At 68.4% G+C, this 23,571-nt stretch carries 22 protein-coding genes and 2 pseudogenes; 10 read left to right on the top strand and 14 right to left on the bottom strand.

Translation table 11 applies throughout. The annotated features are described in order from the left end of the window. Positions 1-165 precede the first annotated feature (165 nt). Positions 166-1,359, bottom strand: coding sequence for an acetyl-CoA acetyltransferase (locus FZ033_RS23515; RefSeq protein WP_149578491.1), 1,194 nt, complete (start codon positions 1,357-1,359; stop codon positions 166-168). 17 nt (positions 1,360-1,376) lie between these two features. Then, positions 1,377-2,822 carry a 3-oxoacyl-[acyl-carrier-protein] synthase III C-terminal domain-containing protein gene (locus FZ033_RS23510; protein ID WP_210247950.1) on the bottom strand — a complete coding sequence of 482 codons (1,446 nt, stop codon included), beginning with the start codon at positions 2,820-2,822 and terminating at the stop codon, positions 1,377-1,379. 170 nt (positions 2,823-2,992) lie between these two features. On the opposite strand from FZ033_RS23510, the gene FZ033_RS23505 reads away from it, so the two are divergent. After that, complete coding sequence (locus tag FZ033_RS23505) at positions 2,993-4,213, top strand: NAD(P)/FAD-dependent oxidoreductase (RefSeq protein ID WP_149578489.1); 1,221 nt, start codon at positions 2,993-2,995, stop codon at positions 4,211-4,213. A gap of 35 nt (positions 4,214-4,248) precedes the next feature. On the opposite strand, the gene FZ033_RS23500 is transcribed toward FZ033_RS23505, so the two are convergent. Beyond that, positions 4,249-4,938 carry a TetR/AcrR family transcriptional regulator gene (locus tag FZ033_RS23500; protein ID WP_149578488.1) on the bottom strand — a complete coding sequence of 230 codons (690 nt, stop codon included), beginning with the start codon at positions 4,936-4,938 and terminating at the stop codon, positions 4,249-4,251. A 280-nt stretch (positions 4,939-5,218) separates the two neighbouring features. On the opposite strand from FZ033_RS23500, the gene FZ033_RS23495 reads away from it, so the two are divergent. Together FZ033_RS23495 and FZ033_RS23490 are read left to right on the top strand one after the other, a co-directional pair. Beyond that, positions 5,219-6,544 carry a phenylacetate--CoA ligase family protein gene (locus FZ033_RS23495; RefSeq protein ID WP_149578487.1) on the top strand — a complete coding sequence of 442 codons (1,326 nt, stop codon included), beginning with the start codon at positions 5,219-5,221 and terminating at the stop codon, positions 6,542-6,544. 68 nt (positions 6,545-6,612) lie between these two features. Then, positions 6,613-7,524 carry an alpha/beta hydrolase gene (locus FZ033_RS23490; protein ID WP_149578486.1) on the top strand — a complete coding sequence of 304 codons (912 nt, stop codon included), beginning with the start codon at positions 6,613-6,615 and terminating at the stop codon, positions 7,522-7,524. 123 nt (positions 7,525-7,647) lie between these two features. Here the strand turns inward: FZ033_RS23490 and FZ033_RS23485 are convergent, their stop codons facing one another. The 6 genes from FZ033_RS23485 to FZ033_RS23460 are packed head-to-tail and all read right to left on the bottom strand — an operon-like array spanning position 7,648 to position 12,556. Then, a complete protein-coding gene (locus tag FZ033_RS23485; RefSeq protein ID WP_149578485.1) occupies positions 7,648-8,769 on the bottom strand; it encodes a CaiB/BaiF CoA transferase family protein in 1,122 nt (373 codons plus the stop codon). Between the two features lie 5 nt (positions 8,770-8,774). Continuing rightward, the gene (locus FZ033_RS23480; protein ID WP_149578484.1) at positions 8,775-9,095 is read right to left on the bottom strand and encodes a 2Fe-2S iron-sulfur cluster-binding protein; all 321 of its coding nucleotides are present in this window, start codon (positions 9,093-9,095) and stop codon (positions 8,775-8,777) included. A gap of 41 nt (positions 9,096-9,136) precedes the next feature. Next, positions 9,137-9,874, bottom strand: a complete 738-nt coding sequence (locus tag FZ033_RS23475) for an SDR family NAD(P)-dependent oxidoreductase (protein WP_149578483.1) — start codon at positions 9,872-9,874, stop codon at positions 9,137-9,139. Next, entirely contained in the window at positions 9,871-10,728 is an 858-nt protein-coding gene (locus FZ033_RS23470; protein WP_149578482.1) for an enoyl-CoA hydratase/isomerase family protein, read from the bottom strand. The genes FZ033_RS23475 and FZ033_RS23470 overlap by 4 nt, the downstream gene beginning before the upstream one ends. An 8-nt stretch (positions 10,729-10,736) precedes the next feature. Further along, positions 10,737-11,270, bottom strand: a complete 534-nt coding sequence (locus FZ033_RS23465) for an aromatic-ring-hydroxylating dioxygenase subunit beta (protein ID WP_149578481.1) — start codon at positions 11,268-11,270, stop codon at positions 10,737-10,739. Next, entirely contained in the window at positions 11,270-12,556 is a 1,287-nt protein-coding gene (locus tag FZ033_RS23460) for an aromatic ring-hydroxylating oxygenase subunit alpha (RefSeq protein ID WP_149578480.1), read from the bottom strand. Before FZ033_RS23460 ends, FZ033_RS23465 begins: the two co-directional genes overlap by 1 nt. Positions 12,557-12,922: 366 nt before the next feature. On the opposite strand from FZ033_RS23460, the gene FZ033_RS23455 reads away from it, so the two are divergent. The 6 genes and pseudogenes from FZ033_RS23455 to FZ033_RS24465 all read left to right on the top strand — a co-directional run. Beyond that, positions 12,923-14,059, top strand: coding sequence for an ABC transporter substrate-binding protein (locus tag FZ033_RS23455; protein WP_149578479.1), 1,137 nt, complete (start codon positions 12,923-12,925; stop codon positions 14,057-14,059). 234 nt (positions 14,060-14,293) lie between these two features. Continuing rightward, positions 14,294-15,166, top strand: coding sequence for a branched-chain amino acid ABC transporter permease (locus tag FZ033_RS23450; protein ID WP_149578478.1), 873 nt, complete (start codon positions 14,294-14,296; stop codon positions 15,164-15,166). A gap of 2 nt (positions 15,167-15,168) precedes the next feature. After that, complete coding sequence (locus tag FZ033_RS23445; RefSeq protein WP_149578493.1) at positions 15,169-16,125, top strand: branched-chain amino acid ABC transporter permease; 957 nt, start codon at positions 15,169-15,171, stop codon at positions 16,123-16,125. Next, positions 16,122-16,907, top strand: coding sequence for an ABC transporter ATP-binding protein (locus tag FZ033_RS23440; protein ID WP_149578477.1), 786 nt, complete (start codon positions 16,122-16,124; stop codon positions 16,905-16,907). The genes FZ033_RS23445 and FZ033_RS23440 overlap by 4 nt, the downstream gene beginning before the upstream one ends. Next, positions 16,894-17,595: an ABC transporter ATP-binding protein gene (locus FZ033_RS23435; protein WP_149578476.1), complete on the top strand. Its 702-nt coding sequence runs from the start codon at positions 16,894-16,896 to the stop codon at positions 17,593-17,595. The genes FZ033_RS23440 and FZ033_RS23435 overlap by 14 nt, the downstream gene beginning before the upstream one ends. Positions 17,596-17,919: 324 nt before the next feature. Next, a pseudogene (locus tag FZ033_RS24465) lies at positions 17,920-18,239 on the top strand (IS481 family transposase); the annotation flags it as partial. 38 nt (positions 18,240-18,277) lie between these two features. Here FZ033_RS24465 and FZ033_RS23430 read toward each other — a convergent pair. The 4 genes from FZ033_RS23430 to FZ033_RS23415 form a co-directional block, all read right to left on the bottom strand. Beyond that, positions 18,278-19,312 (bottom strand): cyclase family protein, encoded by a 1,035-nt coding sequence (locus tag FZ033_RS23430; RefSeq protein WP_149578475.1) that lies wholly within the window; start codon positions 19,310-19,312, stop codon positions 18,278-18,280. Between the two features lie 12 nt (positions 19,313-19,324). Further along, positions 19,325-20,047, bottom strand: coding sequence for an SDR family oxidoreductase (locus FZ033_RS23425; protein ID WP_149578474.1), 723 nt, complete (start codon positions 20,045-20,047; stop codon positions 19,325-19,327). Continuing rightward, positions 20,044-20,355: a YciI family protein gene (locus FZ033_RS23420; RefSeq protein ID WP_149578473.1), complete on the bottom strand. Its 312-nt coding sequence runs from the start codon at positions 20,353-20,355 to the stop codon at positions 20,044-20,046. The genes FZ033_RS23425 and FZ033_RS23420 overlap by 4 nt, the downstream gene beginning before the upstream one ends. Positions 20,356-20,461: 106 nt before the next feature. Then, positions 20,462-21,694 carry an ABC transporter substrate-binding protein gene (locus FZ033_RS23415; RefSeq protein ID WP_149578472.1) on the bottom strand — a complete coding sequence of 411 codons (1,233 nt, stop codon included), beginning with the start codon at positions 21,692-21,694 and terminating at the stop codon, positions 20,462-20,464. 411 nt (positions 21,695-22,105) lie between these two features. Between FZ033_RS23415 and FZ033_RS23410 the strand changes: the two genes are divergently transcribed. Next, the gene (locus tag FZ033_RS23410; RefSeq protein WP_149578471.1) at positions 22,106-23,092 is read left to right on the top strand and encodes a 3-hydroxyacyl-CoA dehydrogenase; all 987 of its coding nucleotides are present in this window, start codon (positions 22,106-22,108) and stop codon (positions 23,090-23,092) included. Here the strand turns inward: FZ033_RS23410 and FZ033_RS24715 are convergent. Beyond that, positions 23,013-23,465, bottom strand: a pseudogene (locus tag FZ033_RS24715) (transposase); the annotation flags it as partial. The gene FZ033_RS23410 and the pseudogene FZ033_RS24715 sit on opposite strands and share 80 nt — an antisense overlap. Positions 23,466-23,571: the final 106 nt, after the last annotated feature.

Below are 23,571 nucleotides of genomic sequence, written 5' to 3'. Positions count from 1 at the left end.
CGCCGGCGGCGCCGGATCCGAGCCCGCGCCCCTGCTGCTGGCCCTCGCCCGCGACGGACGCAGCTTCGCCGACTGGCGGAAGGCGTAAGATCCTTCAGGACAAGAAAAACCCCGCCGCCGGCGCAAGCCGGGCGGCGGGGCAGTCAGCGGGCCGCCACGGTCGGGTCAGGCGGCACCGACAATGGTGATCGAGCAAACATTCTGGGCCGGCGCGCCGCCGAGATTGTGCGTGAGGGCAAGGCTGGGGCTCGCCAGCTGGCGCTCGCCCGCCTGACCGGTCAGTTGCAACCAGCATTCGTAGAGCATGCGCAGCCCCGAGGCACCCACGGGATGGCCGAAGCATTTCAGGCCGCCATCCACCTGGCAGGGCATGGCGCCGTCCACATCGAACGCGCCGTCCAGCATCCGCTTCCATGCGGTGCCTTCGTCGGCGAGGCCGATATCCTCCAGCGTCACCAGCTCGGTGATGGAGAAGCAATCGTGCAGCTCGGCGAAGCTCAGCGCGGTGCGCGGGTCGGCAATGCCCGCCTCTGCATAGGCCCGCCGCGCGGCGATGCGGGCGGTGTGGACATAGGAGCCGTTCCAGCCGCTCTGCTGCACTTCCCAGCCGTTGGACGCGACGAGCTGGATGGCCTTCACCAGCACCGGCGTTTTGCCGAGGCTCCTCGCGATCTCCGGCGTGGTGACGATAGCGCAAGCCGCGCCGTCCGAGACCGGGCAGCAGTCGAACAGGCCGAGCGGGTCCGCCACCATGGGGGCGTTCACCGCCTGCTCGACGGTGATGGCCTTGCGCAGATGGGCGTTCTTGTTCTTCACCGCATTGGCGTGGCTTTTCATGGAGGTGTGCCCCATGGCCCGCTTCAGGTCGCCGGAGGCGATGTTATGGCGCGCCCCATAGGCGCGGGCGAGCTGGGAGAAGTTGCCCGGATTGGTGTGGGTGGGCAGGTACATGGGCGCGAGCGTCCCTCGCGAGGCCGGCGGCAGGCCGGCAAAGCCGGTGTCCTTCAGCTTCTCCACGCCTACGGCGAGGGCGATGTCCACCGCCCCGGATGCCACCGCATAGACCGCGCCTCGGAATGCCTCCGTGCCACCGGCGCAGAAGTTCTCCACGCGGGTGACGCCGATGGCCGGCAGGCGCAGGGCCTGGGCCATGGGCGTGCCCGCCTTGCCGGCGCCGATGTCGTCATAGTGGGAGGAGTACCAGGCCGCCTCGATCTGGTCCGGCATGATGCCGGCATGGCCCAAAGCCTCCAGATAGGCCTCGACCATCAGCTCTTCCTGGCCCACGTCCCAGCGCTCGCCGAAGCGCGAGCAACCCATGGCGAGAATGGCGACCCTGTCCTTGATTCCATTGGCCATCGTGCGTCGCCTTTCGCTCAGGCTGCGGCCGGCAGTGCGGAAGCCGCGACCGCCTTCCAGAAGTAGCGGCGGTAGCCGGTGCGCTCGTCCATATCCTTGATGCGGAACACGAAGCGCACGGCGTCACCGGGTCCGAGGTGCGCCGCGTCGGGGTCGGTGAAGTCCATCATCAGGCGGGCGCCGCCGGGGATATCCACGAGGCCGTAGCAATTGGGTGGGCTACGCGAGAAGGCGAGCCGGTCCGCCGTGGCGGTGGCGACCGTGCCGCCGAGGTCGGCCAGCGGCCACGGCTCCTGCGGCTCCACGAAGAAGCCGGCCTCCGCCACGGCGAGGCGGGAGGGGGGGAACTGCACCTGGCCGGTCTCAGGGCTGCGGCTGCCGACGAAGCCGAGGAGCGCCTGTGAATTGCGATAGGCAGTGGTCAGCGCCTCGCTCACCGGAAGGCGGCCGCGCAGGCCCCGCTCCCAGGGTAGAAGGCCGCGAAAAATGGGGAGTTTCAGATAGTTGGTCTCGGCGATGCCGGTGTCGAGCATGGCGGATGCGGCGGGTGCGAAGCCGGCAATGGCGGCGGTCGCCTCCAGCACCAGGGCCGTCGCGCCCTGGCCGAACTGGGCCACCACCAGCCGCTCGCCAGGGCGCATGTCTTCCATGGCCCGCGCCAGCATCACCAACGCGTGGGCGGCGCCGGTGTCTCCGCATTCCAGATCAAGGGGTTGGGCCAGCTTTGCCTGGCTCAGGCCGGCGGCTTGCGCCACCGCTTTGGCGGCGCCGGGAATGACGCAGGGCAGGACGAAATGCTGGATGTCTGCCGGCGAAAGTTGCGCCCTACCGAGAGCTTCCGAGATGGCGTGAGGCACCAGGTCAAGGAACCCCTCCTCGCGCACCCAGCGCTCTTCCCAATCGGTGGCGAGGGCGTGGCCGGCGCCTCGGTAGCGCTCGATGAAGGGGGCGGACAGGCTGGCGCCGCCGCGATAGGCGAGCAGGTTCGGTCCGGCGCCGACGAGGACCCCGGCCCCCCCGTCCGAATAGCGCAGTTCGGCAAGTCCTCCCGGGGTATTGGATGGCATATCGGCAGCGATCAGGAGTGCCGGGTCCGGACCTTCCAGTGCGGCGTGAAGGGCCAGGAGGCCGCACCTCATGGTACCGCCGACATCCTGGGTGCGGATCGCCTCCGGAAGGCGGAGCGCGGCACAGAGCAGGCTCGCTTGTTGCGGCTCGGCGAACACCGGCGTGGTGGTGGCAAAAGTGAGGGCGCGGACGGCCGTGCGCGCCTGCGGAGCCTGATAGAGGCAGGCTCGCCCGGCGGCGACGCCCATGCTCACCGGGTCCTCGTCCCAGAAGGCGAGGGTGCGGGCCCCGCGCGTGTCGGAGCGGGGGCAGAGCCAGTCCATGGCGGCGGCCATGCTCGCGCGCTGGAGGCGCAGGCGCGGCAGGTGGATTGCGATCGCTGTGATGCCCGTCACCTTGGGTTCCTCGCCCTGATCTGTGATTGCGGCGCCCGGCCGGGCGGAGGCGCTCGGTCCGCACGCGCCGCCGTCGGGGCCGACGATGCGCAGGAAACCCGGTTGCCACCCGCGATTTGGCATTATAATAACCAGAACGTTCGGTCAATAAATATTCAGAGAGGGACGCCATGGAGCAGGAACACATCGCTATCGTCGGCGCCGGACAGGCTGCGGCCTCCCTAGCCATGCACCTGCGACATAGCGGATATTCTGGCGCCTTGACGCTCTATGGCGATGAGCCGCACCCTCCCTACCAGCGTCCGCCGCTCTCCAAGGCCTATCTTAAAAGAGAATGGACGGTTGATCGGCTTTATCTGCGTCCGGCCGACTTCTGGAGCGGCCTCGGTGTCGCGCTGGTGACGGATGCGCGCGTCACCGCCATCGATCCGGCAGGGCGCACGCTGGAGGTGAACGATCGCACGGTGCCATGGAGCAAGCTGGCGCTGGCGACGGGCACCCGCCCGCGGACCCTGCCGCCGGAGTTTTCCGGGCTCGAAGGCGTGTACGAGCTGCGCGGCCTCGCCGATGCAGAACGCCTTCAGGACGCCATTCGCCCGGGTCGACGCCTCATGGTGCTGGGCGGCGGCTATGTGGGGCTGGAGACAGCGGCGGTGGCGGTGAAGACCGGCCTGTCCGTCACCGTGGTGGAGCGCGCCGCGCGCATCCTGGAGCGGGTGGCCTGCCCCGAGACCTCGGACGCCATCCGCGCCCTGCACGCGGGCCACGGCGTGCGTATTCTGGAAGGGCGCAGCGTGGCCGCCGTGGCAGCGCGGGACGGCGCAGTCGCGGTGGTGACGCTGGACGACGGCACGCGCATGGAGGTGGATGCGGTGCTCGTCGGCATCGGCGTGCTGCCCCGCGACGAGCTGGCCCGCGCCGCGGGCATCGCCTGCGACAACGGCATCGCCGTGGATGTCCATGGGCGCACCTCGGCGCCGGGCATTTGGGCGGCGGGCGATTGCGCTGCCTTTCCCTTGGCGGGCATCCCGACGCGGCTGGAGAGCGTGCAGAATGCGGTGGACCAGGCGGAATGCGCGGCCGACGACATGCTCGGCCGCCCGCGCGTCTATGCGCCGGTCCCGTGGTTCTGGTCCGACCAGTACGACATGAAGCTCCAGATCGTCGGCCTCAACCGCGGCTATGATGCGGTGCTCCGCCGGCGCTCGGAGCGCGGCGAATCGCTCTGGTACTTCCGCGAGGGCCGGATGATCGCTGTGGACGCCCTCAACGACGCGCGCACCTACATGGCGGCCAAGAAGCTGCTGGAGGGTGGCATCGCCGTCTCGCTCGAAGAGGCGGCGCAGGAGGGGTTCGACCCTGTGGCGCGGATGCGGCGGCCGGCCGCCTGAGGCGGTCCCGGCTCCCGGCGTCAATCCTTGCGCGGTCAGTCCTTGCCGGAGCGGGGATCGGCCCGGCCGTCCTGCCGCGCAGGGTGGCGCGCATCCTGTTTCGCGTGGGGCTGGGTGCCATTGGGCGGCGCGGCCGCGTGGGCGTAGCCGTTCACGAACAGGTCCACGGTGCGGTCGGCGAGCTCGCTGGGCGCCACCGCGCCGTCGGCGTGGTACCACGTGTAGGTCCAGTTGATCATGCCGAAGAACAGCATGGTGTCCACGTGGGCCATGGTGGAGTCCTTGGCGAGATCCGGCCGCAGCTGCAGCAGGATGTCCCGCACATAGGCGATCAGCTCGCGCTGCTTGGCCACCAGCACCTTGCGGGTCTCGGGCGCCAGGAACTCCGAGCAGGTGAGCAATGCCACGTGCTGGTCGCGCGAGACGGAATAGACGTCGAGGAACAGGCGCGTCAGCTGGCGGAATCGCTCCTCCGGGTCCTGGTAGCCGTAGAGGGTCTGCCGGCACTTCATGAGGAGGCTTTCCACATGCGACGTCAGCATGTCGGAAAGGATGGCTTCCTTGGACGTGAAATAGTGATACAGGCGCGACTTGGAGCACTCGCAGGCCTCGGCGATGTCGCCGATGGAGGTGGCCGCATAGCCGCGCTGCGCGAAGACGGATGCCGCTCGCTCGAGTATGGTATCGTGAATATTGTCGTACTCGGCTGAGCGCGTTCTCGCCACGACGTCATACCTGCAAGAATGTTCCGATCATTCGGTCTATAAGCGCGAAGGCCCCCGGTGCCAAGTGCAGCGCCGGGAGTACGGGTCGCTTCCCGAGCGTGGCCGCTGGCGCGGTCGGCTCCTTACCTGTGGTCGCCTGCCCGTGGCGGCATTTTTCCGGGCGGTTGATGGAGATCAAATTTCCTCGTTTACATAGACCATTCGTTCGATCTATTAATTCATCAACCGAGAGCGGCCCCAAGAGCCGCGTAGTCCAACGGTCGGATGGGGGAGGAAGCACATGCAGCATCCAGAGGTGGAGTCGCTCGACCGCGACGGTATTCTGAAAGTCCAGCGCGACGGCCTTGCCGGCCTCGGCGCGCGCCTCGCGGAGTGCGATGCCTGGAAGGCGCATTTTGCCGAAGCCGGCATGAAGCCGGAGGACCTTGCTTCCGAGGATGGCCTCGCCAACGCCCCCTTTATGGACAAGTCGCTGTTGCGCGACCGCTATCCCTTTCCCTTCCTCACCGTGCCCATGGAGAAAGTGGAGCGTTTCGTCGCCACCTCCGGCACCACCGGCCTGCCGGTGACGTTCGGCATGACGAAGAACGACCTGCACGGCCTCCTGCCCTACCAGATGGCGCGCCTGCTGACGGCCGCGGGCGTGCGCAGCGGCTTCCGGGCCTATCAAGGCTACGGCTACGGCCTGTGGATCGGTGGCCCGGCGCTGGACGCCGGCTTCTCCGCCGTGGGCTGCACCAACTTTCCCATCGGCCCCGGCCGCGGCGAGCTTGCCGCCCGCTGGCTGCGCGACCACGCCTATGACGTGGCCTCCATGTCGCCTTTGTGGCTGATGACGCTGGTCCAGGCGGCCAAGCACCAGGGCATCGATCCGCGCACGGAATGGACGCTGAAGGTGGCCATCCTCGGCGGGCAGTCGGTCTCCGCCGAGTTCCGCGCCCAGCTGGAGGCGGAATTGCCCGAGGGCTTCATGAGCCACAACATCTACGGCACCACGGAAGCGGGCGGGCCGATCCTCGCCATCTCCACGCCCTACACCCACGCCGACGACGAATTGCAGCTCCTCAACGAGGACACCGTCATCGTCGAGATCCTCGATCCCAAGACCATGAAGCCGGTGTCGGACGGCGAAGTGGGCGAGATCGTCGTCACCACCCTGCGCAAGGAGGCCTCGCCCGTGGTGCGCTGGCGCACCCGCGACCTGGTGCGCCTCTCGCCGCGGCCCTACGACTGCCCCTCGGGCCGCCGCGGCATGCGCAAGATCGGCCGGATCATCGGGCGCACCGACGACATGATCAAGTTCAAGGGCGTCATCGTCTTCCCCTCGCAGATCGAGGACGTGATCGCCGGCATCCCCGGCCTCGCCAAGGAGGCCTGGCAGATCTACGTGGACAAGGAGGCCACTACCATCGGCAAGATGACGGTGGCGGTGGAATCCGTCAGCGCCGAGCAGCGCCCCGGCGAGGTGTGCGCCGCCGACGTGCGCCGCGAGATCAAGGCCCGCCTCGGCATCAACGTGAACGTCGAGTGCCACGCGGAAGGCGCGCTGCCGCGCTACGAAGCCAAGGCCACGCGTGTGCTGCACCGGTCGGAAGCTGCACACTGAGGCTTGTCTTTTCCTGGCGGGGAGCGGCGGGCCGATGCGTCCGCCGGCCCCGCGCGCCGGATGCCATCATGACCCAGCCCTTTCCCAGCCCTGCCGGCAGCGCCGCCGCCTTCGAGCGGGTGCGCGCGCGCATCAAGGCCGCGACCTCCGCCTGGGCGGCGGGCATGGGCCTCGCCGAGATCCGCACCAGCTTCGAGGACTTCCTCGGGGCGGGCGAAGGCGCCCCGCAGGTCACGCGCACACCGCTCGCGCTCGCCGGTCTTCCCGCCTGCGCCTTCGATGCGGCGGAGGCAGAGGCGGGCCGCACGCTGCTCTATTGCCACGGTGGCGGCTTCCAGATCGGCTCCGTGCGCTCCCATGCCGGGCTGATGGCGCGCCTTGCCGAAGCGAGCGGCATGCGGGTGCTGGGCTTCGACTACCGGCTCGCGCCCGAGCACCGCTTTCCCGCGGCACCTGACGACGCCTTCGCCGTCTACCGTGCGTTGGTGGAGGCGGGCGACGGTCCGCTCGCGCTGGCGGGAGATTCCGCCGGTGGAGCGCTTGCCCTCGGCACCGCGATCAGGGCGCGCGATGCCGGCCTGCCGCTGCCGAAGGCGCTGGTGCTGCTCTCGCCCTGGCTCGACCTAACCATGAGCGGGGAGAGTTACAGCGCGCTGTTGGAGCAGGACATCTTCTCCCGCCCGGAGCAGTTGAAGGCCATGGCCCGCACCTATCTCGGCCGCGACCATGCGCCGGCCGACCCCGCGGCCTCGCCGGTGCTGGGCGATCTCGCCGGACTGCCGCGCATCCTTGTCCATGCGGGCGGCGCCGACATCACCCTCGACGACAGCCATCTCCTCGCCCGCAATGCGGCGGCGCAGGGCGGGCAGGTGGAGGTCGAGGTGTTCGAGGGCATGTGCCACCATTTCCAGGTGTTCGCGGAGCTGCCCGAGGCGGCCCTCTCCCTCGCCCGCATCGGCGCCTTCCTGCGCGCCCTCTGACACCCGGACACGTCCTCCCGACGCCTCGAGCCCTTTCGACGTCGCATGTGCTGGGTTCACTCGCCGGCCTCCCGCCATCGCCGGGAGGCCGGTTTTTTCTTGGGGCTCATTTTTTTGGGGGGCTCAGGGATCGAGCCGGGCCGGATCGAGGCCCCAGCCGGCGAGGATCTCGCGGCCGTGCGCGCCCGGCGCCGCCGGCCCGGAGGCGATGGCGGAGGGGGTGACGGAGAAGCGCGGCGCGGGCGCCGGCTGCACCACGCCGTCCACGCTCACGAAGGCGTCGCGAGCCCGCGCGTGCGTATCGGAGGCAGCCTCGTCCCAGTCGAGGACGGGGGAGACGCAGGCGTCGGTGCCGGCGAACAACCGAGCCCAGTGGTCGCGCGGCTCGGTCAGGAAGATGGCGGCGAGGCGGGCGCGCAGCTTACCCCAGGCGGCGGGTTCGGCCGCGTGGGTGAATTCGGCGGGGTCCAGCCCGAGGGTGTCGATGAGGATGCGGTGGAACTTGCCCTCCACCGGCGCCACCGCGAGGAACTTTCCGTCAGCGCACGTATAGGTGCCATAGAAATAGGCCCCGCCGTCCAGCAGGTTCGCCTGCCGCGTCGCGCCCCAGAGGCCGCCGGCGCGGAAGCCCCAGAACATGGCGGCGAGCAGCGCCGCGCCGTCCGTCATGGCGGCGTCCACCACCTGGCCTTCGCCGGTGGTCTTCGCCCCCAGCAGCGCCGCCACCATGCCGAATGCCATCAGCATGCCGCCGCCGCCGAAATCGGCGATGAGGTTCAGCGGCACGGGCGGCGGCGCATCCGCCGGGCCCATGGCGGCCAGCGCGCCGGTGGCGCCGAGATAGTTGAGGTCGTGCCCGGCAGCGTCCTTCAGCGGACCCTCCTGGCCCCAGCCGGTCATGCGGCCGTAGACGAGGCGCGGATTGGCGGCGAGGCAGGGCTCCGGCCCGAGGCCGAGGCGCTCCATCACCCCCGGCCGGAAGCCCTCGATAAGGCCGTCCGCGCGGGCGAGGAGATCGCGCATCACCTCGAGATCCTTCTCCGCCTTGAGGTCGAGGGCGATGGACCTGCGGCCCCGCGCCAACACGTCGAAACGCGTGTTCATGAGCGGGATTTCCGGCCGCTGGCCCCTCTGGTGGACGCGGATCACCTCGGCGCCAGCATCCGCCAGCATCATGGCGGCGAACGGGGCGGGGCCGAGGCCGACCATCTCGACGATGCGCAGTCCCGAAAGCGGTCCCGGCATCGGCCTCAGCCTTGGCCGGCGGGCAGGTGGACGACGAGGCCGTCCAGCGCGGGCGCCACCTTCACCTGGCAGGAGAGGCGGGAACTGTCGCGCACGTCCTCGGCGAATTCCAGCATGTCGCGCTCCATGCCCGCGGCCTCGCCCACCGCGGCGCACCACTCGGGGTCCACATGCACGTGGCAGGTGGCGCACGAGCAGGCGCCGCCGCATTCGGCGACGATCCCTGGCACGTTGGCGCGGCGCGCGCATTCCATGACGCTGAGCCCGTCCTCCGCATCGATCTCGATGCGCTGGCCGGCGGGCGTGACGAAGGTGATCCGGGTCATCGGGGCTTCCCGTGGATATTGGTTGTTGCTTGAGGGCAGGCTCAGGCGCCGCAGCCCATGCCGCCGGAGACGCCCAGCACCTCGCCGGTGACGAAGGAGGCGTCCTCGGAGGCGAGGAAGGCCACCGCCGCCGCCACTTCCTCCGGCTCGCCCATGCGGCGCAGGAGGGTGAGGGCGGCCATGTCGGCGAGGATAGTCTCGCCCACCTCGGCCACCGCGCGTTCCACCATGGGGGTGCGGATGGGACCCGGCGCCACGGCGTTGGCGATGATGCCGTAGCGGGCATTCTCGCGGGCGATGGAGCGGGTGAAGCCGATCAGCCCCGCTTTCGCGGCGGCATAGACGGCGCCGCCCCTGGAGCCGAGCCGCCCCGCCTCGGAGGCGACGTTCACCAGCCGGCCGTAGCCCGCCGCCTGCATGGCCGGCAGCACGAGGCGGGTGAAGAGAAAGGCGGTCTCCAGGTTCACCGACAGCAGGAAGCGCCAGTCTTCCGCCGTGGTCTGCGTGAAGAAGGCGTGCTGGTCGGCGCCGATATTGTTCACCAGCACGTCGAACGGGCCGTGGGCGGAAAACAGCGCCTCGGCCGCCGCCGCGTCCGTGCCGTCCATGTGCACGAAGGCGGCGCCGGTCGCGGCAGCGAGCGCCTTGCCGGTTTCGGCGTCGCGGTCGCAGAAGACCACGTTGAGGCCGTCCGCGACCAGCCGTTCGACGATGGCGGCGCCGATGCCGGCACCGCCTCCGGTGACGAGCGCGCGGCGCCCGGGGGACGCCGTGCTCATTGGCCGGTGAAGACGGGCTTGCGCTTCCCGATCACCGCGGCGAGGCCCTCGCGGGAATCGGCGGTGAAGGAGAGTTCGGAGACGGTGCGCGCCTCCTCCGGCAACGCCCGCTCCACGTCCAGCGCGTTCCACAGGAGGCGCTTGGTGGCGGCGAGCGCCAGCGGCGCGCCGGAGGCATAGAAGCGCGCGGCCTTCTTCGCCTCGGCCTGAAGGGCGTCGTCGGGCACGCATCTGGTGATGAGGCCGATGGCCTCGGCCTCCGCCGCATCCACGATGCGGTTGGAGAGCATGATCTCCGCCGCCCGGCGGAAGCCGACAAGGTGCGGCAGGATCACCGAGGAGCCCGCGTCCGGCGCCATGCCCACGCGCGTGGCACCGGCGAGGAACTTCGCGCCGGCGCCGGCGATCACGATGTCGGAGGCGCAGACGAGGCCGAGCCCGCCGCCGCCAGCGGCATAGCCGTGGACCTCGGTGACGACGACAGCTTTCAGGCGGATGAGCGCGCCGATGGCGACCTGCAGATAGGCCGTCACCTCGCGCAGGAAGTCGCCGAGCGCCTCGCCCTTGGAGGCGAACTCGCGCACGTCGCCGCCGGCGCAGAAATTGGCGCCGGCGCCGCGCAGGTGCAGCACCCGCACGTCCGGTGCGCGGTGCACCACCATGATCGCACGGTACAGCGCCTGCATGAGTTCGATGTTCATGCCGTTGGCCGAGCCGGGACGGTTCAGCGTGAGGGTGGCGACGCCCTCCGCATAGTCGAGCAGGACCGGCCCTTCGCCGATCCAGCTCTCGGGTGCAGGCGCATTATTGGCCGCGGGCGCTTGGGCAGAGGCCTCGGAAGTGCTGTGTGTCATGGAAGGCCTCAGACCAGGAAGGAAAGGGTGAAGATGGGCTTGTTGTTGTTCACGAGCGCGATCTTCTTGCGCACCAGCCGGAAGCCGCCGTCCACCATGCGCAGGCGATAGGTGTTGCGCGCCGCCCACAAAGTATCGCCGCGCAGATTGTCCTCGTAGATGAGGACGTTGGCGCGCACGTCCACTTCGTTGCCGCGGACCTCGGCGATCTCGATATTGGAGATGACGCGGGCCAGTTCCGAACGCGGGGTCTGGGTGTGGCGGCGCCCGGTCTTGAGCTGGCGGATGCGCACGCCAATGCGCGAGCGGTTATCGTAGAGCACCGACATCTCCTTGTCGGGGTCGGTGTCGTCGCCATTGGCGGGGACCCAGTAGATGGCGTCGTCCGTCCACAGCGCCTCCCACCCGTCATAGTCGTGGGTGTCGGCGAGGCGGGCCTCCAGATAGAGGAACTGCGCCACCTGGTGGTGGAGCGCCACGGCATCGGTTGCCGCAAGATCGGGGGCGGACACGTCCGCGAAGGATTGGGCGAGGGCGGTCATCAGCGGGCCTCGGTCATCAGGTTGAGGTAGTGGCGCCAGATGCCGCGCTGCGGCGTCTCGTCGGTGGAATGGGCGATGCGGAAGCCGTTGTCGTCGAGCCGCTCACGGTGCAGGCCGCGCGAGAGCACCAGCCATTCGGGATCGAGGATCTGCGCGCCGCGATGGTTGCGCTCGTACATCTCGGTGTCGTCGGCGAGCAGCAGGCCGGCGGGGCCCACCGACCCCATGGTCTGCTGGCGCAGGCGCCGGTTGATGTCGGGGGCGCCCTTGAACTGCACGGCGGTGACGTGCTGGACGGTCTCGTCCACCGCCACCGGCTGCAGCACGAAGATCTGGATCTCGGCGATGAACAGGTTCGGGAAGATCATGACGTGCGGCGAGCCGTCGATCATGATCTGGCGGGCGCGCTCCTCGCCATAGGCCGCGTTCATGGCCTTCACGTAGTCGGGCAGGCGCTCCGGCGTGGTGCCGAACCACTGCAGCGGCTTGTCGTTCTTGCGCCATTCGGGGCGCAGGTCGAACTCGGTATGGCCATTGCCGTAGTCGCGGGTCAGGGCGGTGGAGTCCGAGCCGTAGAGGCTGCCGATGCCCGAGCTCGTCACCTGGAAGACCGAGCCGTGGACGAAGCCGGGGTGATAGCCGTCGGTCTCGTTCTCCAGCATGAACTTCCAGTTGGCCTTGGTGCGGTGCTGGAGAAAGCCCGCCGTCAGCTCCAGCTCGCCGGTGGGCGAGTTGTCGAGCAGCTGGTCGAGCGCCGCCTTTGCGCCACCGAGATGCTCCTCCAGGGAGATGCCCTGCGCCGCCATCGAGCCGAACACGAAGCCACGATAGATGGCGATGCGCGGCACCTTGCCGAGGTTGAGGCCGGCTTTGCTCTGGCCCTCGTAGCCGTCCGGCAGGGCATAGCCCATGAGGTCGCCGGTGTTGGAGAAGGTCCACGAGTGGTACGGGCAGGTGAAGCTGGTGCGGTTGCCCTTCTGGTAGGCGCACAGCTGGTTGCCGCGATGGGGGCACTTGTTGAGCAGGAGGCGGACCTCGCCTTCCTTGTCACGCACCATCAGCACCGGCATGGGGCCGATCGACTTGGTGACATAGTCGTTCTTGTTGGGGATCTCGCTGGTGTGACCCACGTAGACCCAGGTCTTGTACCAGATCTTCTCCAGCTCTTCCTGGAAGATGGCCGGATCGTAATAGAGCCGGCTGTTGATACGCGCGGGCTCGATGAGCGCGCGGTAGTCGCGGGCCCCGGCGGAGGCTGCGGCTTCGGACACGGCGGCGTGCGGCATGGCGGTCCACCCCTGAAGTTGCGTTGGATTGTTGGAAAATTAATCGAACGATTGGTCTAAATATTCCTTCATCCTTGGAACGTGTCAAGCGCCGCCCACGCCGCGTGGATGCAAATTTTCTCGCTGGCCATGTTCGGCAGGCCTCCTGTTACAACGGATTATCGCGTTAAGCGGCCATGCAAGTCCGCTCCAATGACGTTGCGTACGGGCGCTGCAGATTCTGGTGGAAATGGGATTTGATCTGAATTAAAAAGACCGAACGATCTGACCATAATAGATCGAAGCGTGATGCCCCCTCGCTTTCCATCCGCAGGCTCTCCAGCGCTGGCGGCCCGGCGGCGTCACCATCAAGCCTGGGGAGGACACATGAAGCGGATTGTGACGGGCGTGGTCGCGCTGGCCCTGATGGCCACCGCCGCCAGCGCCGACATCAAGATCGGCGCCATCGTCTCGGAGACCGGCCCGGCTTCCTCGCTCGGCGATCCCGAGGCCAGGACCATCCGCATGATGGTGGAGGAGCTGAACGCCAAGGGCGGCATCAAGGGCGAGAAGGCGAAGCTTGTCCTCTATGACGACAGCGGCGACCCCTCGAAGGCCAAGACCTTCGCCACCCGCCTCGTGGAGGACGACGGCGTCGTCGCCATGGTCGGCGGCACCACCACCGGCACCTCGCTCGCCATCCTTGCCGTGGCCGAGGAGAGCAAGGTGCCCTTCATCTCGCTCGCCGGCGCAATCGAGATCATCGATCCGGTGAAGCCTTATGTCTTCAAGACCCCGCACACCGACCGCATGGCGTGCCAGAAGATCTTCGAGGACATGAAGAGCCGCGGCCTCATAAAAATCGGCCTCATCTCCGGCACCGATGGCTTCGGCGCCTCCATGCGCGCCCAGTGCCTCGCGGTCGCCAAGTCCTCCGGCATCGAGATCGTCGCCGACGAGACCTACGGGCCGAAGGATGCGGACATGACCCCGCAGCTCACCAACATCCGCAACAAGCCGGGCATCCAGGCCATCCTCAACTCGGGCTTCGGCCAAGGGCCGGCCACCATCACCCGCAATTACGCGCAGCTGGGCATCACCCTGCCGCTCTACCAGTCCCACGGCGTCGCCTCCAACGCCTTCATCGAGCTCTCCAGCGCCAAGAACGCCGAGGGCGTGCGCCTACCCGGCACCGCGCTGCTGGTGGGCGAGCTGCTCGATCCGAAGGACCCGCAGAAGGCGGTGGTGCTGGCCTACAAGGCGAGCTTCGAGAAAGTGGCCGGCGGCGCGCCGGTCTCCACCTTCGGCGGCTATGCCCACGATGCCATGCGCATCCTCACCGAGGCCATCGCCAAGGCACCCTCAGCCAAGCCGGCGGTGATCCGCGACGCCATCGAAGCCACCACCGGCCTTGTGGGCACCACCGGCACGTACAATTACTCGAAGACCGACCATCTCGGCCTCGATCTCTCCGCCTTCCGCATCCTCGAGATCAACAACGGCGGCTGGAAGCTGGTGCAGTAGGCCGGCGACCGGCGCCGTACCTTCTCCATCCGAGCATTCTCCGCCTCCGGCCCGCGGGCGCCCGTTCACGGGTGGCCGCGGGAGCGGCGGCGGACACCAAGACAAGCCGCCCCCCAAGGACGCATCGCGTCCGCCGGGCAGGCGCGGCCCCCTTCCACACAGCGTGAGACGGCCTTCCCCGCCCCCTCCGGGTCCGGCCCGCCGCCTCGAACCGCCCGCGGGGAGCGAGCGAACATGTCCGATCTGCTGCAGTTCCTGGCATCCGGGGTCACGGTGGGCGCGGTTTATGCGCTCGTCGCCCTCGGCTTCACCATCATCTACAACGCTTCCGACGTGGTGAACTTCGCCCAGGGCGAGTTCGTGATGCTGGGCGGCATGATCTCGGTGGCCGGCGTCGCCGCCGGGCTGCCGCTGCCGCTCGCCGCGCTCATCGCCATCGCCGTCACGGCGGCCATCGGGGTGGCGCTGAACACCTTCGCCATCGAGCCGGCACGCGGGGCGCCGGTGGTGTCTCTCATCATCATCACCATCGGCGCCTCGATCTTCATCCGTGGCGTCACTCAGATCGTGCTCGACAAGGGCACGCACCGCCTGCCGTCCTTCTCCGGCGACGAGCCGCTCCATGTCTTCGGCGCCACCGTGCTGCCGCAGAGCCTGTGGGTGGCGGCGGGGGCGGTGGCGATCTTCGTGGCGCTGTGGCTGTTCTTCACCCGCACGCTCACCGGCCGCGCCGTGCTCGCCACCTCCAACAACCGGCTGGCGGCGCAGCTCGTGGGCATCAATACCCGCTTCGTGATGACGCTCTCCTTCGCCTTGTCCGCGGCCATCGGCGCGCTGGCGGGCGTGCTCATCACCCCGATCCTGCCGACCAGCTTCGAGGTGGGCATCTCGCTGGCGCTGAAGGGGTTCGCCGCCGCCATGCTGGGTGGCATGGGCAGCCCCAAGGGGGCGCTGACGGGCGGCCTGCTGCTCGGCCTCATGGAGGCGCTGACGGCGGGCTACATCTCCTCCCACTACAAGGATGCGGTGGCCTTCTTCGTCATCCTCGCCGTGCTGTTCGCCTTCCCGCGCGGCCTCTACGGCAGCAATCCGACGGAGCGCGTGTGACCATGCGACTCTCGTCGAAGCAGTCCACTTTGCTGGTGCTGGCGGCGCTGATCATCGTCAGCCCGTTCTTCTTCCCGTCCAATTATTACTATCGCGTCGGCTCGCTGGTCTTCGTGAACGCCATCGCGGTGGTGGGCATCGTCATCCTCACCGGATATGCCGGGCAGATCAGCCTCGGCCATGCCGGCTTCGTGGGCATCGGCGGCTACGCCTGCGCGCTCCTGCCGGTGCACCTCGGGGTGCCGCCCGCGCTTGCGGTGGTGCTCGGCGCCGTGCTCTCCGGCGTCATCGCCTATGGGGTGGGCCGGCCGATCCTGCGGCTGAAGGGCTATTACCTCGCCGTGGCGAGCCTCGGCTTCGGCGTGCTGGTGGCCATGGTGCTCGCCAACGAGGGCTGGCTGACCGGCGGGCCGGACGGAATCAAGGTGCCCGACCCCGGCCTGCGCGCGCTGCTGGAATCGCTCGGCATCGCATTGACCAACCCGCAGTTCTGGTACGCTTTCTGCGGCCTCGTGCTGTTCGTCGGCGCCTGGCTGGCGCTGAACCTGCACGACAGCCCCACCGGCCGCGCGCTCAGGGCGCTGCACGGCTCGGAGGTGGCGGCGCGCACCGCGGGCGTGGACGTGGCGAAAGCAAAGCTGAACGCCTTCGTCATCTCAGCCGTCTATGCTTCGGTCGCCGGCTCGCTGCTGGCGCTGCAGAACCGGCTGATCACTCCGGATGTCGCCGGCTTCATGCACTCCATCGAGCTCGTGACCATGGCGGTGCTCGGCGGGGCCGGCTCGGTGCTTGGCGGCATCTTCGGCGCCGCTCTGCTCACTTTGCTGCCGCAGGTGCTCACCGTGCTGCAGGACTATGAGCACGTGGTGCTGGGCCTCGTGATGATGCTGGTGATGATCTTCCTGCCGGCGGGGCTCATTCCGAGCGCCCGGCGCCTTCTGCGGGGGAGGGGCGAATGAGCCTGCTTCAAGTCGAGGGCCTCGGCATCTCCTTCGGGGGCGTGAAGGCGGTCAACGATGTCTCCTTTGCGCTCGACGCGGGCAAGATCGTCTCCGTCATCGGCCCGAACGGGGCCGGCAAGACCACGCTCTTCAACATGATTTCCGGTGTCTATCTGCCGAAATCGGGGAAGGTGCGCCTCGACGGCGAGGACGTGACCGGCATGCGCCCGGACCTGCTTGCAGGGCGGGGCATGTCGCGCACTTTCCAGAACCTGCAGATCTTCCACGAGATGAGCGTGCTGGAGAACGTCATCGTCGGCTTCCACATGCATGAGCGCGGGCCGGTGCTGTCCGACCTGCTCGGCCTTCCCGGCTCGCGGCGGCGCTCGCGCGCGGCGGCCGAGGGCGCGCGCGTTCTCTTGGAGCGGGTGGGGCTGGAGCGGGCGGCGGAGCGCGAGGCCGGCGCCCTCTCCTATGGCGCGCTGAAGCGGCTGGAGATCGCGCGGGCGCTTGCCGCTCGCCCGCGCGTGCTGCTGCTCGACGAGCCCGCCGCCGGCTGCAACGCGGTGGAGACCGAGGAGATCGACCGCCTCATCTGCGAGGTCGCCAGGACCGGCGTCGCCATCCTGCTGGTGGAGCATGACATGAAGCTGGTGATGCGCCTCTCGGACACCATCGTCGTGCTGGACCACGGCGAGAAGATCGCCGAAGGCGATCCCGCGGTGGTGAGCCGCGACCCGAAGGTGATCGAGGCCTATCTCGGCGCCGGCACCACGGAGGCGCTCCATGCTCACGGTTGAGGGATTGCGCTCGCGCTACGGCCGCATCGAGGTGCTGCACGGGGTGGATCTGTTCGTCGGCTCGGGCGAGATCGTCACTGTGGTGGGGGCCAACGGCGCGGGTAAGACCACGCTGCTGCGCTGCCTCTCCGGGGTACAGCCGGTGTCGGGCGGCGCCATCACCTTCCGCGGCGAGGCGATGACCTCCGTGCCGGCCTATCGGCGCGTCGCGCGCGGGCTGGCGCAGTCGCCGGAGGGCCGGCAAATCTTCACCAATCTCAGCGTGGAGGAAAATCTGCGCCTCGGGGCCTTCATCTTCTCCGACGAGAGGGTGGAGCGCGACATGGCGGACGCCTTCGCCATGTTCCCGATACTCAGGGAAAAGCGCAACCAGTTCGCGGGCGGCCTTTCCGGCGGGCAGCAGCAGATGCTGGCCATCGCCCGCGCCCTCATGGGCCGTCCCGCCTGCCTGCTGCTGGACGAGCCCTCCATGGGCCTCGCGCCCATCCTGGTGGCGCAGATCTTCGAGGTGGTGAAGGCGCTCAAGGCCCTCGACGTGACCGTGCTGCTGGTGGAGCAGAACGCCTTCGGTGCGCTGTCCGTCGCGGACCGGGGCTACGTCATGGAGACCGGCCGCGTTACGATGGGCGGCAGCGCGGACGAACTGATCGCCGATCCCCGGGTACGAGAAGCCTACCTCGGCATGTAGGCTCCGTGCCCTACAATGCGCAATTGGGGTGGCTCCTGAAGCAGACCTTCCCAATGTCTACTGGGCAGTGTGGACGGATTTCACCGTGTCGAAGCGGAGGGGAGATTTCCTGCTGTCTGTTTCGGTGATTCATAGCGGGTCGGCTTTTGGCGAGGTCGACCATGCTGCCGCGGATGACGGACGAGGATTGGGCGGTGGCTCTGGAGGTGTTCCGCGCTTGCCGGTCGCGACGGGGCAACAAGGGGCGCGTCGATCGCAAATTCCTCGAAGCCACGCACTATTCACCGTACACAACGTCACTTGGCGGGTGCTGCCTGCCGCCCTCACGCCTTCGAATTTGCTTGTGCGCAGAACGACATCGATCATCGTCTCACCAAACCCAAGCACCCATGGACCAACGCCAAGTCGAACGCATGAACAGGACTCTCATTGAGGCGACCGTCAGGCGCTTCTACTACGAGACCCACGCCCAGCTTCGAAGCTATCTCGTCAACTTCGTGAGCGCCCACAGCTTCTCCACGCGCCGCAAGGCCCTCAAGGGCCTCGCGCCCTAAGAGTACATCGGCAAAATATGGACAAAGGAGCCCGAGCGTTTCACCCTCGACCCTCTCCATCAAATGCCGGGCCTGAACATGCGTCCGTAACAAGGAAAGGCATCCGGGAGGCGCCGCGCAGGATCGGGTCAGACGGTGGCGATGGGGGTGACGGGAGAGCCGGCGGCGCCCGGCAGGCGCAGGGGCGGGGCGGTGAGGAGGAAGCGGTTGCGGCCCGCTGCGCGCAGATGGGCGGCCAAGGCCTCGAACCACCACAGCTCGCCGAGCGGCAGGCCGAGCTTGAACAGGCAGTGGTGGTGCAGCGGCATGGCCGCATTGGCGCCGCCGGTGAAGGCACGGGCTGGCAGGCCTTCCACCGCATAATTGTCGGCGGCGATGGCGGCGATCTGGCTGTCGGTGATCCAGTGCAGCAGGCGCGCGTCCCGTCCGTCGAGCACAGCGCAGGCATTGGCCAGCACGGCCGGATCGGGCGCGCCGTCCATGCGCATCACCATGTCGGCGAAGCCGGTGTAGAGGCACAGGATGTCGCCGGGCTCCACCTCCACCCTGTCGGCGTCGAGCACCGCCATGAGGTCGTCATAACCGACGAAGCGGCGGGTCTCGCCGAAGCGGCCGAAGAGGTCCACCAGCACTCCTCGGCCCTGCACGCCGTGGGCGGCGGCATTCTCGATGCCGAGCTTCAGTGCGCCAAAGGCGCGGCCAGAGGCGGCGGCCTGCGACGCATCCGGCACGTCGATGCCGGCGCGGAAGCCGTTATAATAGACGGGCTCGGGCACGCCATCGCCGTCCGCGTCGAACATGGCCCCCACATGCACCAGTGCGTCCCACTGGGTGGAATACTGGAGCGCGATCTCGACCTTGTCGTCGCAGGCCACGTCCAGCAACCCGGCCTCGTCGTGGCACAGGCACTGGTTCCAGCGCGGCTTCTCGGCCTGGCCGGTGGGCGAGAGGACGGGCGGCCCGCGGCGCGGGTTCAGAGCCTTGCCCCCCGGCCGGTCGAGGGGCAGGCTGAGGCAGAAGGTCTTGCCCTCGCGCACCTCGGCGATGCCCTGCCGGACCTTCGCGGGGGTGAGGAGATTCAGGCGACCGAGCTGGTCATCGGCCCCGAAATCGCCCCAGGTGGATCCTTCCGGGCGACGGACCCAGCGCGGATTGGACGGCATGGTGCAAACTCCTCAGACCGTTCCCTTGCCCACCGTGACGCCGCCGCACACGGCGAGCGTCTGGCCGGTGATGAACCCGGCCTGCGTGCCGAGGAAAAAGCCGATGGCTTCGGCCACGTCTTCCGGCAACCCCATGCGGCCGACCGGAATGCCATCGATGATGGCACGGGTGCGCGGCGCGTCCGGCGGGTTGGCGGCAGTGAAGAGCGGGGTGGCGATGGGCCCCGGGGCTACCGCATTCACGGTGATGCCGTCCTTGCCCAGTTCCAGCGCCCAGGTCCGGGTGGCGCCGAGCAGGCCGGCCTTGCTGGCGGCGTAGGCGGTGCGCAGTTCCTTGCCGTAGGCGGCTCGGCTCGACACGTTGACGATGCGGCCGAAGCGCGCCGCCCGCATGCCCGGCAGGAGGGCCTGCGTGCATTGGATCGCTGTGCCGAGATTGAGCCGCATCACGGCGGCGAAGTCTGCTGCGGTGGTGTCGTCGAGAAGCGCCGGGCGCACCATGCCCACATTGTTGACGAGGCGGGTGATGGAGCCGTCCGCCAGCGCTTGCGCGAGCGCGGCACCGGTGGCGGCCTCGTCCATCATGTCGACGGCGATGAAGCGGGCGTTGAGGTCCTCCGGCGGCGGCTCGCGGTCGAGCACCACCACCGCCCGTCCGACCGCGATCTCACGGCGCGCCACGGCAAGGCCGATGCCGCCGGCCCCACCGGTGACGAGGGTGCGCTCAAGGCTCATGGCTTCACCTCCGGCAGGTAGCAGACGCCGTCCACATAGGCCTTGCGCGAGCGCTGGATCACCACCCGATCAAACAGGCCGGCCTTGAAGAAGGGATCGGCGGCGATGAAAGCCTCCGCCTCGGCGCGGCTTTCCAGCGCCACCACGTAGAGCCCGCCGCCGGCGGCGTTGCCGTCGTCGTCAAGCTTGGCGCCGCAGGCGAGCAGAAGTTTCGCATTCTCGGCGAGGAAGACGAGGTGCTCATCCCGCGTCGCCATTCGCAGGTCCAGCGCGCCGGGCTTGTCGAAGGTCTCGATCATGTAGGGCATGACAGGTCTCAGGCCTGAGCGCGGATGGGAAGGCCAGTGCGCCGCGTCAGCGCCTCGCCTTCGTCGGTTTGAGGCGCCGCGCGGGGGTGGCCGCGCGGCGTGGGGCTCACTTCTTCACGAGAGGGCAGGTGCTCTCGCTCAGCGGCTGGAACGCCTCGTCGCCCGGGATCACGCGGACGATCTTGTAATAATCCCAAGGGGCCTTGGATTCAGCCGGCGTCTTCACCTTGGCGAGGAACATGTCGTGCACCATGCGGCCGTCCTCGCGGATCTTGCCGTTCTTGGCGAACATGTCGTCGATAGGCATCTCGCGCATCTTCGCGATGACCTTCACACCCTCATCGGTGCCGGCGGCCTCGGCGGCCCGCAGATAGTGCAGCACGGAGGAATAGACGCCCGCATGCACCATGGTGGGCATCTTGCCCTTCATGCGCTCGGCGAAGCGCTTGGAGAAGGCGCGGGTCTTGTCGTCGTAGTCCCAGTAGAAGCCGGTGGTCAGCACCATGCCCTGGGCCGCGTCGAGGCCGACGGAGTGGATGTCGGTGAGGAACAGCAGCAGCGCCGCCAGCGTCTGCCCACCTTGGGTGATGCCGAACTCGCGTGCCTGCTTGATGGTGTTGATGGTGTCGGAGCCGGCGTTCGCCATGGCGATGATCTGCGCACCGGAGGCTTGCGCCTGGAGCAGGAACGAGGACAGGTCCGACGAGCCGAACGGATGGCGCACGCTCCCCTTCACGCTGCCGCCCTTCTCTTTCACGATCTTGGCCACCTGGTTCTCCAGATCGTGACCGAAGGTGTAGTCGGCGGTGATGAAGTACCAGGACTTCCCGCCTTCGCTCACCAGCGCGTTGCCGGTGCCGGCCGCCAGCGAATAGACGTCATAGGTCCAGTGCAGGCCGGTGGGCGAGCAGGCCTTGTTGGTCAGCGCCATGGAGGCGGCGCCGGAATTGATGTCGACCTTGCCCTTTTCCTTCGCCACGTCGCGCACGGCGAGCGCCGCCACCGACCCATTGATGTCGAAGATGGCGTCCACGTCCTGCGTGTCATACCACTTGCGGGCGGTGGCGGAGGCGATGTCCGCCTTGTTCTGGTGGTCGGCGGAGACGAGCTCCACCGGCTTGCCGTTGATGGGCTTGCCGAAGTCCTCGATGGCCATCTTCGCGGCTTCCACCGAGCCCGCACCGGCGAGGTCCGAATAGGCGCCCGACATGTCGGTGAGCACGCCGATCTTCACGCCGCCGCCAGCATACTGGGCGGCCGCGGGGGTGGCCATCATCGCGCTGGCGAGGAGCGCGGCGCACACTGCGGCTGTCTTGGCGGTGGTCTTGCGGGCTTTCATCTTTGTGTTTCCTCCTGGGAGTTTGGGAGCAGGGCGCCTAGACCCGCTCGATTATGGTGGCGATGCCCTGGTCGACGCCGATGCACATGGTGCGAAGGTCGCAGCGCCCGATGGGCGTGCGCACCGCGTCGCAGATGAGAGCGTCGTCCATGGCGTCAATCTAGGTTCTGCTCGGTGCGAATAGCGAACATTATACGCAGTTTCCTAGGGCGATCCGGGAGCCTGCGTCAAGCAGATTCGATGCTGCACTTGCGTAATGAAGGCTTGTAGTTGAAGGAATTTCGCCTAGTGATGTGAAATATCGTGTGTTTCCGACGGGCGGCACACCACGCGCCACAATGGGCAGATTGCCCTTCAGAATTGTTCGTATTACGAACATAATGCATTATTTACGCACAAAGGCAGGCTGAGATGAGCGAAGGACGGGATGGCGCCATCGCCCTCGTGGGCGGCGGCAGCATGGGGGTGGGCTGGGCCATCGTGTTTGCCCGGGCAGGGCTTGCCGTGCGGGTCCACGACGCCTCCGCCGAGGTCCGCCGCGCTGTCCTGCCGGCTGTGGCCGAGCGCCTCGCCGAGCTGTCCGTTCATGGCCTCCTGGCCGAGGCCCCGGGCGAGGTGATGGCGCGTGTGACGGTGGCCGACAGCCTCGCCGCCGCCCTCGACGGCGCCATCCATGTGCAGGAGAGCGTGCCGGAGCGGCTCGACCTCAAGACCGCCCTGTTCCGCGCCATGGATGAGCTGGCGCCGCCCCATGCGGTGCTCGCCAGCTCAACCTCCTCGCTGCCGGCGTCCGAGTTTGCGGGCGATCTTCCCGGCCGGGCGCGCTGCCTCGTCGCCCACCCGGCCAATCCGCCCCATCTCCTGCCCATCGTGGAGATCGTGCCCGCCCCCTTCACCGCGCCTGAGGCGGCGGAGCGGACCCGCGCGCTCATGGCTCGCGTCGGCCAGGCGCCGGTGGTGCTGAAGCGCGAGGTGAACGGTTTCATCTATAACCGCCTGCAGGGGGCGGTGCTGCGCGAGGCTTACTGGATGCTGGAGCAGGGCATCGCCGACGTGGCCGATATCGATCGGGTGATGACCTCCGGCCTCGGCCTGCGCTGGTCCATTGTCGGCCCGTTCGAGACAGCGGACCTCAATTATCGCGGCGGCCTGGAAGAGCATGCCCGTCGCATGGGCGAGCGCTACCGGCAGATGGGCGCAGAACGCGGCCAGCCGGAGGCGTGGGACGCGGCCCTTGTCGCCCGCGCAGCCGCCGAACGCCGGGCGCTTTTGCCCCTCGACCAATGGGAAGCGCGGGTGGCCTGGCGCGATTCCCGCCTCATGGCGGCGTGCGCCGCTGGGCAGGCGCAGTCCGTTCCCGATAGTGCAGAGGCGGATGATGCGGGGACGGAGGCATGACGACGGGCGCGGCGAACGAGGGCAAGGACGACGTCCAGTCCCTGGAGCGGGGACTGGACGTCGTCCGCACCTTCAGCCCGTACAAGCCGCGCATGATATTGAGCGAGGTGTAGGAGCCGAGATTGTCCATGATGACGATGTCGTCGGCAGAAAGCTGGGGGGCGCGGACCTGCTCCACACAGGCCTCGAAGGCGATGCGGTTGATTCGGCCATCGAGCACCATGGGCGCCATGGAGCCCGCCATCCTCAGGCTGGTGATGAAGGTGGTGGTCTTCCAATGGCCGTGGGGCAGGCCGACCCGCAGGCGCTCCCCCCGCCGGCAGCGGCAGCGGCCGTGGCGGCGGGCCATGTTGGTCGAAGCCCAGGTCTCGTCTCACGTGGGTCGAAGCGCTTGATCAGCAAGAAATCCGTTGAGTTCCAGCTTCCCGGCTGGAACTCGAAGTCTGCTCCTGGCGCTTCCAGCCATCGCTAGACGCACC

It is taken from the genome of Xanthobacter oligotrophicus, assembly GCF_008364685.1.
GTDB lineage: Bacteria > Pseudomonadota > Alphaproteobacteria > Rhizobiales > Xanthobacteraceae > Xanthobacter > Xanthobacter oligotrophicus.
The sequence above is the reverse complement of the archived record's forward strand: the minus strand, read 5'-3'. Positions and strand labels throughout refer to the sequence as shown.

What these genes read in the sequence shown, in the direction of transcription:
- FZ033_RS23435 (WP_149578476.1), top strand. Translation starts at nt 16,894, where the DNA reads ATGCTCACGGTTGAGGGATTGCGCTCGCGCTACGGCCGCATCGAGGTG.
- FZ033_RS23485 (WP_149578485.1), bottom strand. Translation starts at nt 8,769, where the DNA reads ATGCCGGGACCGCTTTCGGGACTGCGCATCGTCGAGATGGTCGGCCTC.
- FZ033_RS23505 (WP_149578489.1), top strand. Translation starts at nt 2,993, where the DNA reads ATGGAGCAGGAACACATCGCTATCGTCGGCGCCGGACAGGCTGCGGCC.
- FZ033_RS23480 (WP_149578484.1), bottom strand. Translation starts at nt 9,095, where the DNA reads ATGACCCGGATCACCTTCGTCACGCCCGCCGGCCAGCGCATCGAGATC.
- FZ033_RS23420 (WP_149578473.1), bottom strand. Translation starts at nt 20,355, where the DNA reads ATGCCCTACATGATCGAGACCTTCGACAAGCCCGGCGCGCTGGACCTG.
- FZ033_RS23460 (WP_149578480.1), bottom strand. Translation starts at nt 12,556, where the DNA reads ATGCCGCACGCCGCCGTGTCCGAAGCCGCAGCCTCCGCCGGGGCCCGC.
- FZ033_RS23415 (WP_149578472.1), bottom strand. Translation starts at nt 21,694, where the DNA reads ATGAAAGCCCGCAAGACCACCGCCAAGACAGCCGCAGTGTGCGCCGCG.
- FZ033_RS23410 (WP_149578471.1), top strand. Translation starts at nt 22,106, where the DNA reads ATGAGCGAAGGACGGGATGGCGCCATCGCCCTCGTGGGCGGCGGCAGC.
- FZ033_RS23455 (WP_149578479.1), top strand. Translation starts at nt 12,923, where the DNA reads ATGAAGCGGATTGTGACGGGCGTGGTCGCGCTGGCCCTGATGGCCACC.
- FZ033_RS23470 (WP_149578482.1), bottom strand. Translation starts at nt 10,728, where the DNA reads ATGACACACAGCACTTCCGAGGCCTCTGCCCAAGCGCCCGCGGCCAAT.
- FZ033_RS23490 (WP_149578486.1), top strand. Translation starts at nt 6,613, where the DNA reads ATGACCCAGCCCTTTCCCAGCCCTGCCGGCAGCGCCGCCGCCTTCGAG.
- FZ033_RS23515 (WP_149578491.1), bottom strand. Translation starts at nt 1,359, where the DNA reads ATGGCCAATGGAATCAAGGACAGGGTCGCCATTCTCGCCATGGGTTGC.
- FZ033_RS23475 (WP_149578483.1), bottom strand. Translation starts at nt 9,874, where the DNA reads ATGAGCACGGCGTCCCCCGGGCGCCGCGCGCTCGTCACCGGAGGCGGT.
- FZ033_RS23425 (WP_149578474.1), bottom strand. Translation starts at nt 20,047, where the DNA reads ATGAGCCTTGAGCGCACCCTCGTCACCGGTGGGGCCGGCGGCATCGGC.
- FZ033_RS23450 (WP_149578478.1), top strand. Translation starts at nt 14,294, where the DNA reads ATGTCCGATCTGCTGCAGTTCCTGGCATCCGGGGTCACGGTGGGCGCG.
- FZ033_RS23495 (WP_149578487.1), top strand. Translation starts at nt 5,219, where the DNA reads ATGCAGCATCCAGAGGTGGAGTCGCTCGACCGCGACGGTATTCTGAAA.
- FZ033_RS23430 (WP_149578475.1), bottom strand. Translation starts at nt 19,312, where the DNA reads ATGCCGTCCAATCCGCGCTGGGTCCGTCGCCCGGAAGGATCCACCTGG.
- FZ033_RS23440 (WP_149578477.1), top strand. Translation starts at nt 16,122, where the DNA reads ATGAGCCTGCTTCAAGTCGAGGGCCTCGGCATCTCCTTCGGGGGCGTG.
- FZ033_RS23445 (WP_149578493.1), top strand. Translation starts at nt 15,169, where the DNA reads ATGCGACTCTCGTCGAAGCAGTCCACTTTGCTGGTGCTGGCGGCGCTG.
- FZ033_RS23465 (WP_149578481.1), bottom strand. Translation starts at nt 11,270, where the DNA reads ATGACCGCCCTCGCCCAATCCTTCGCGGACGTGTCCGCCCCCGATCTT.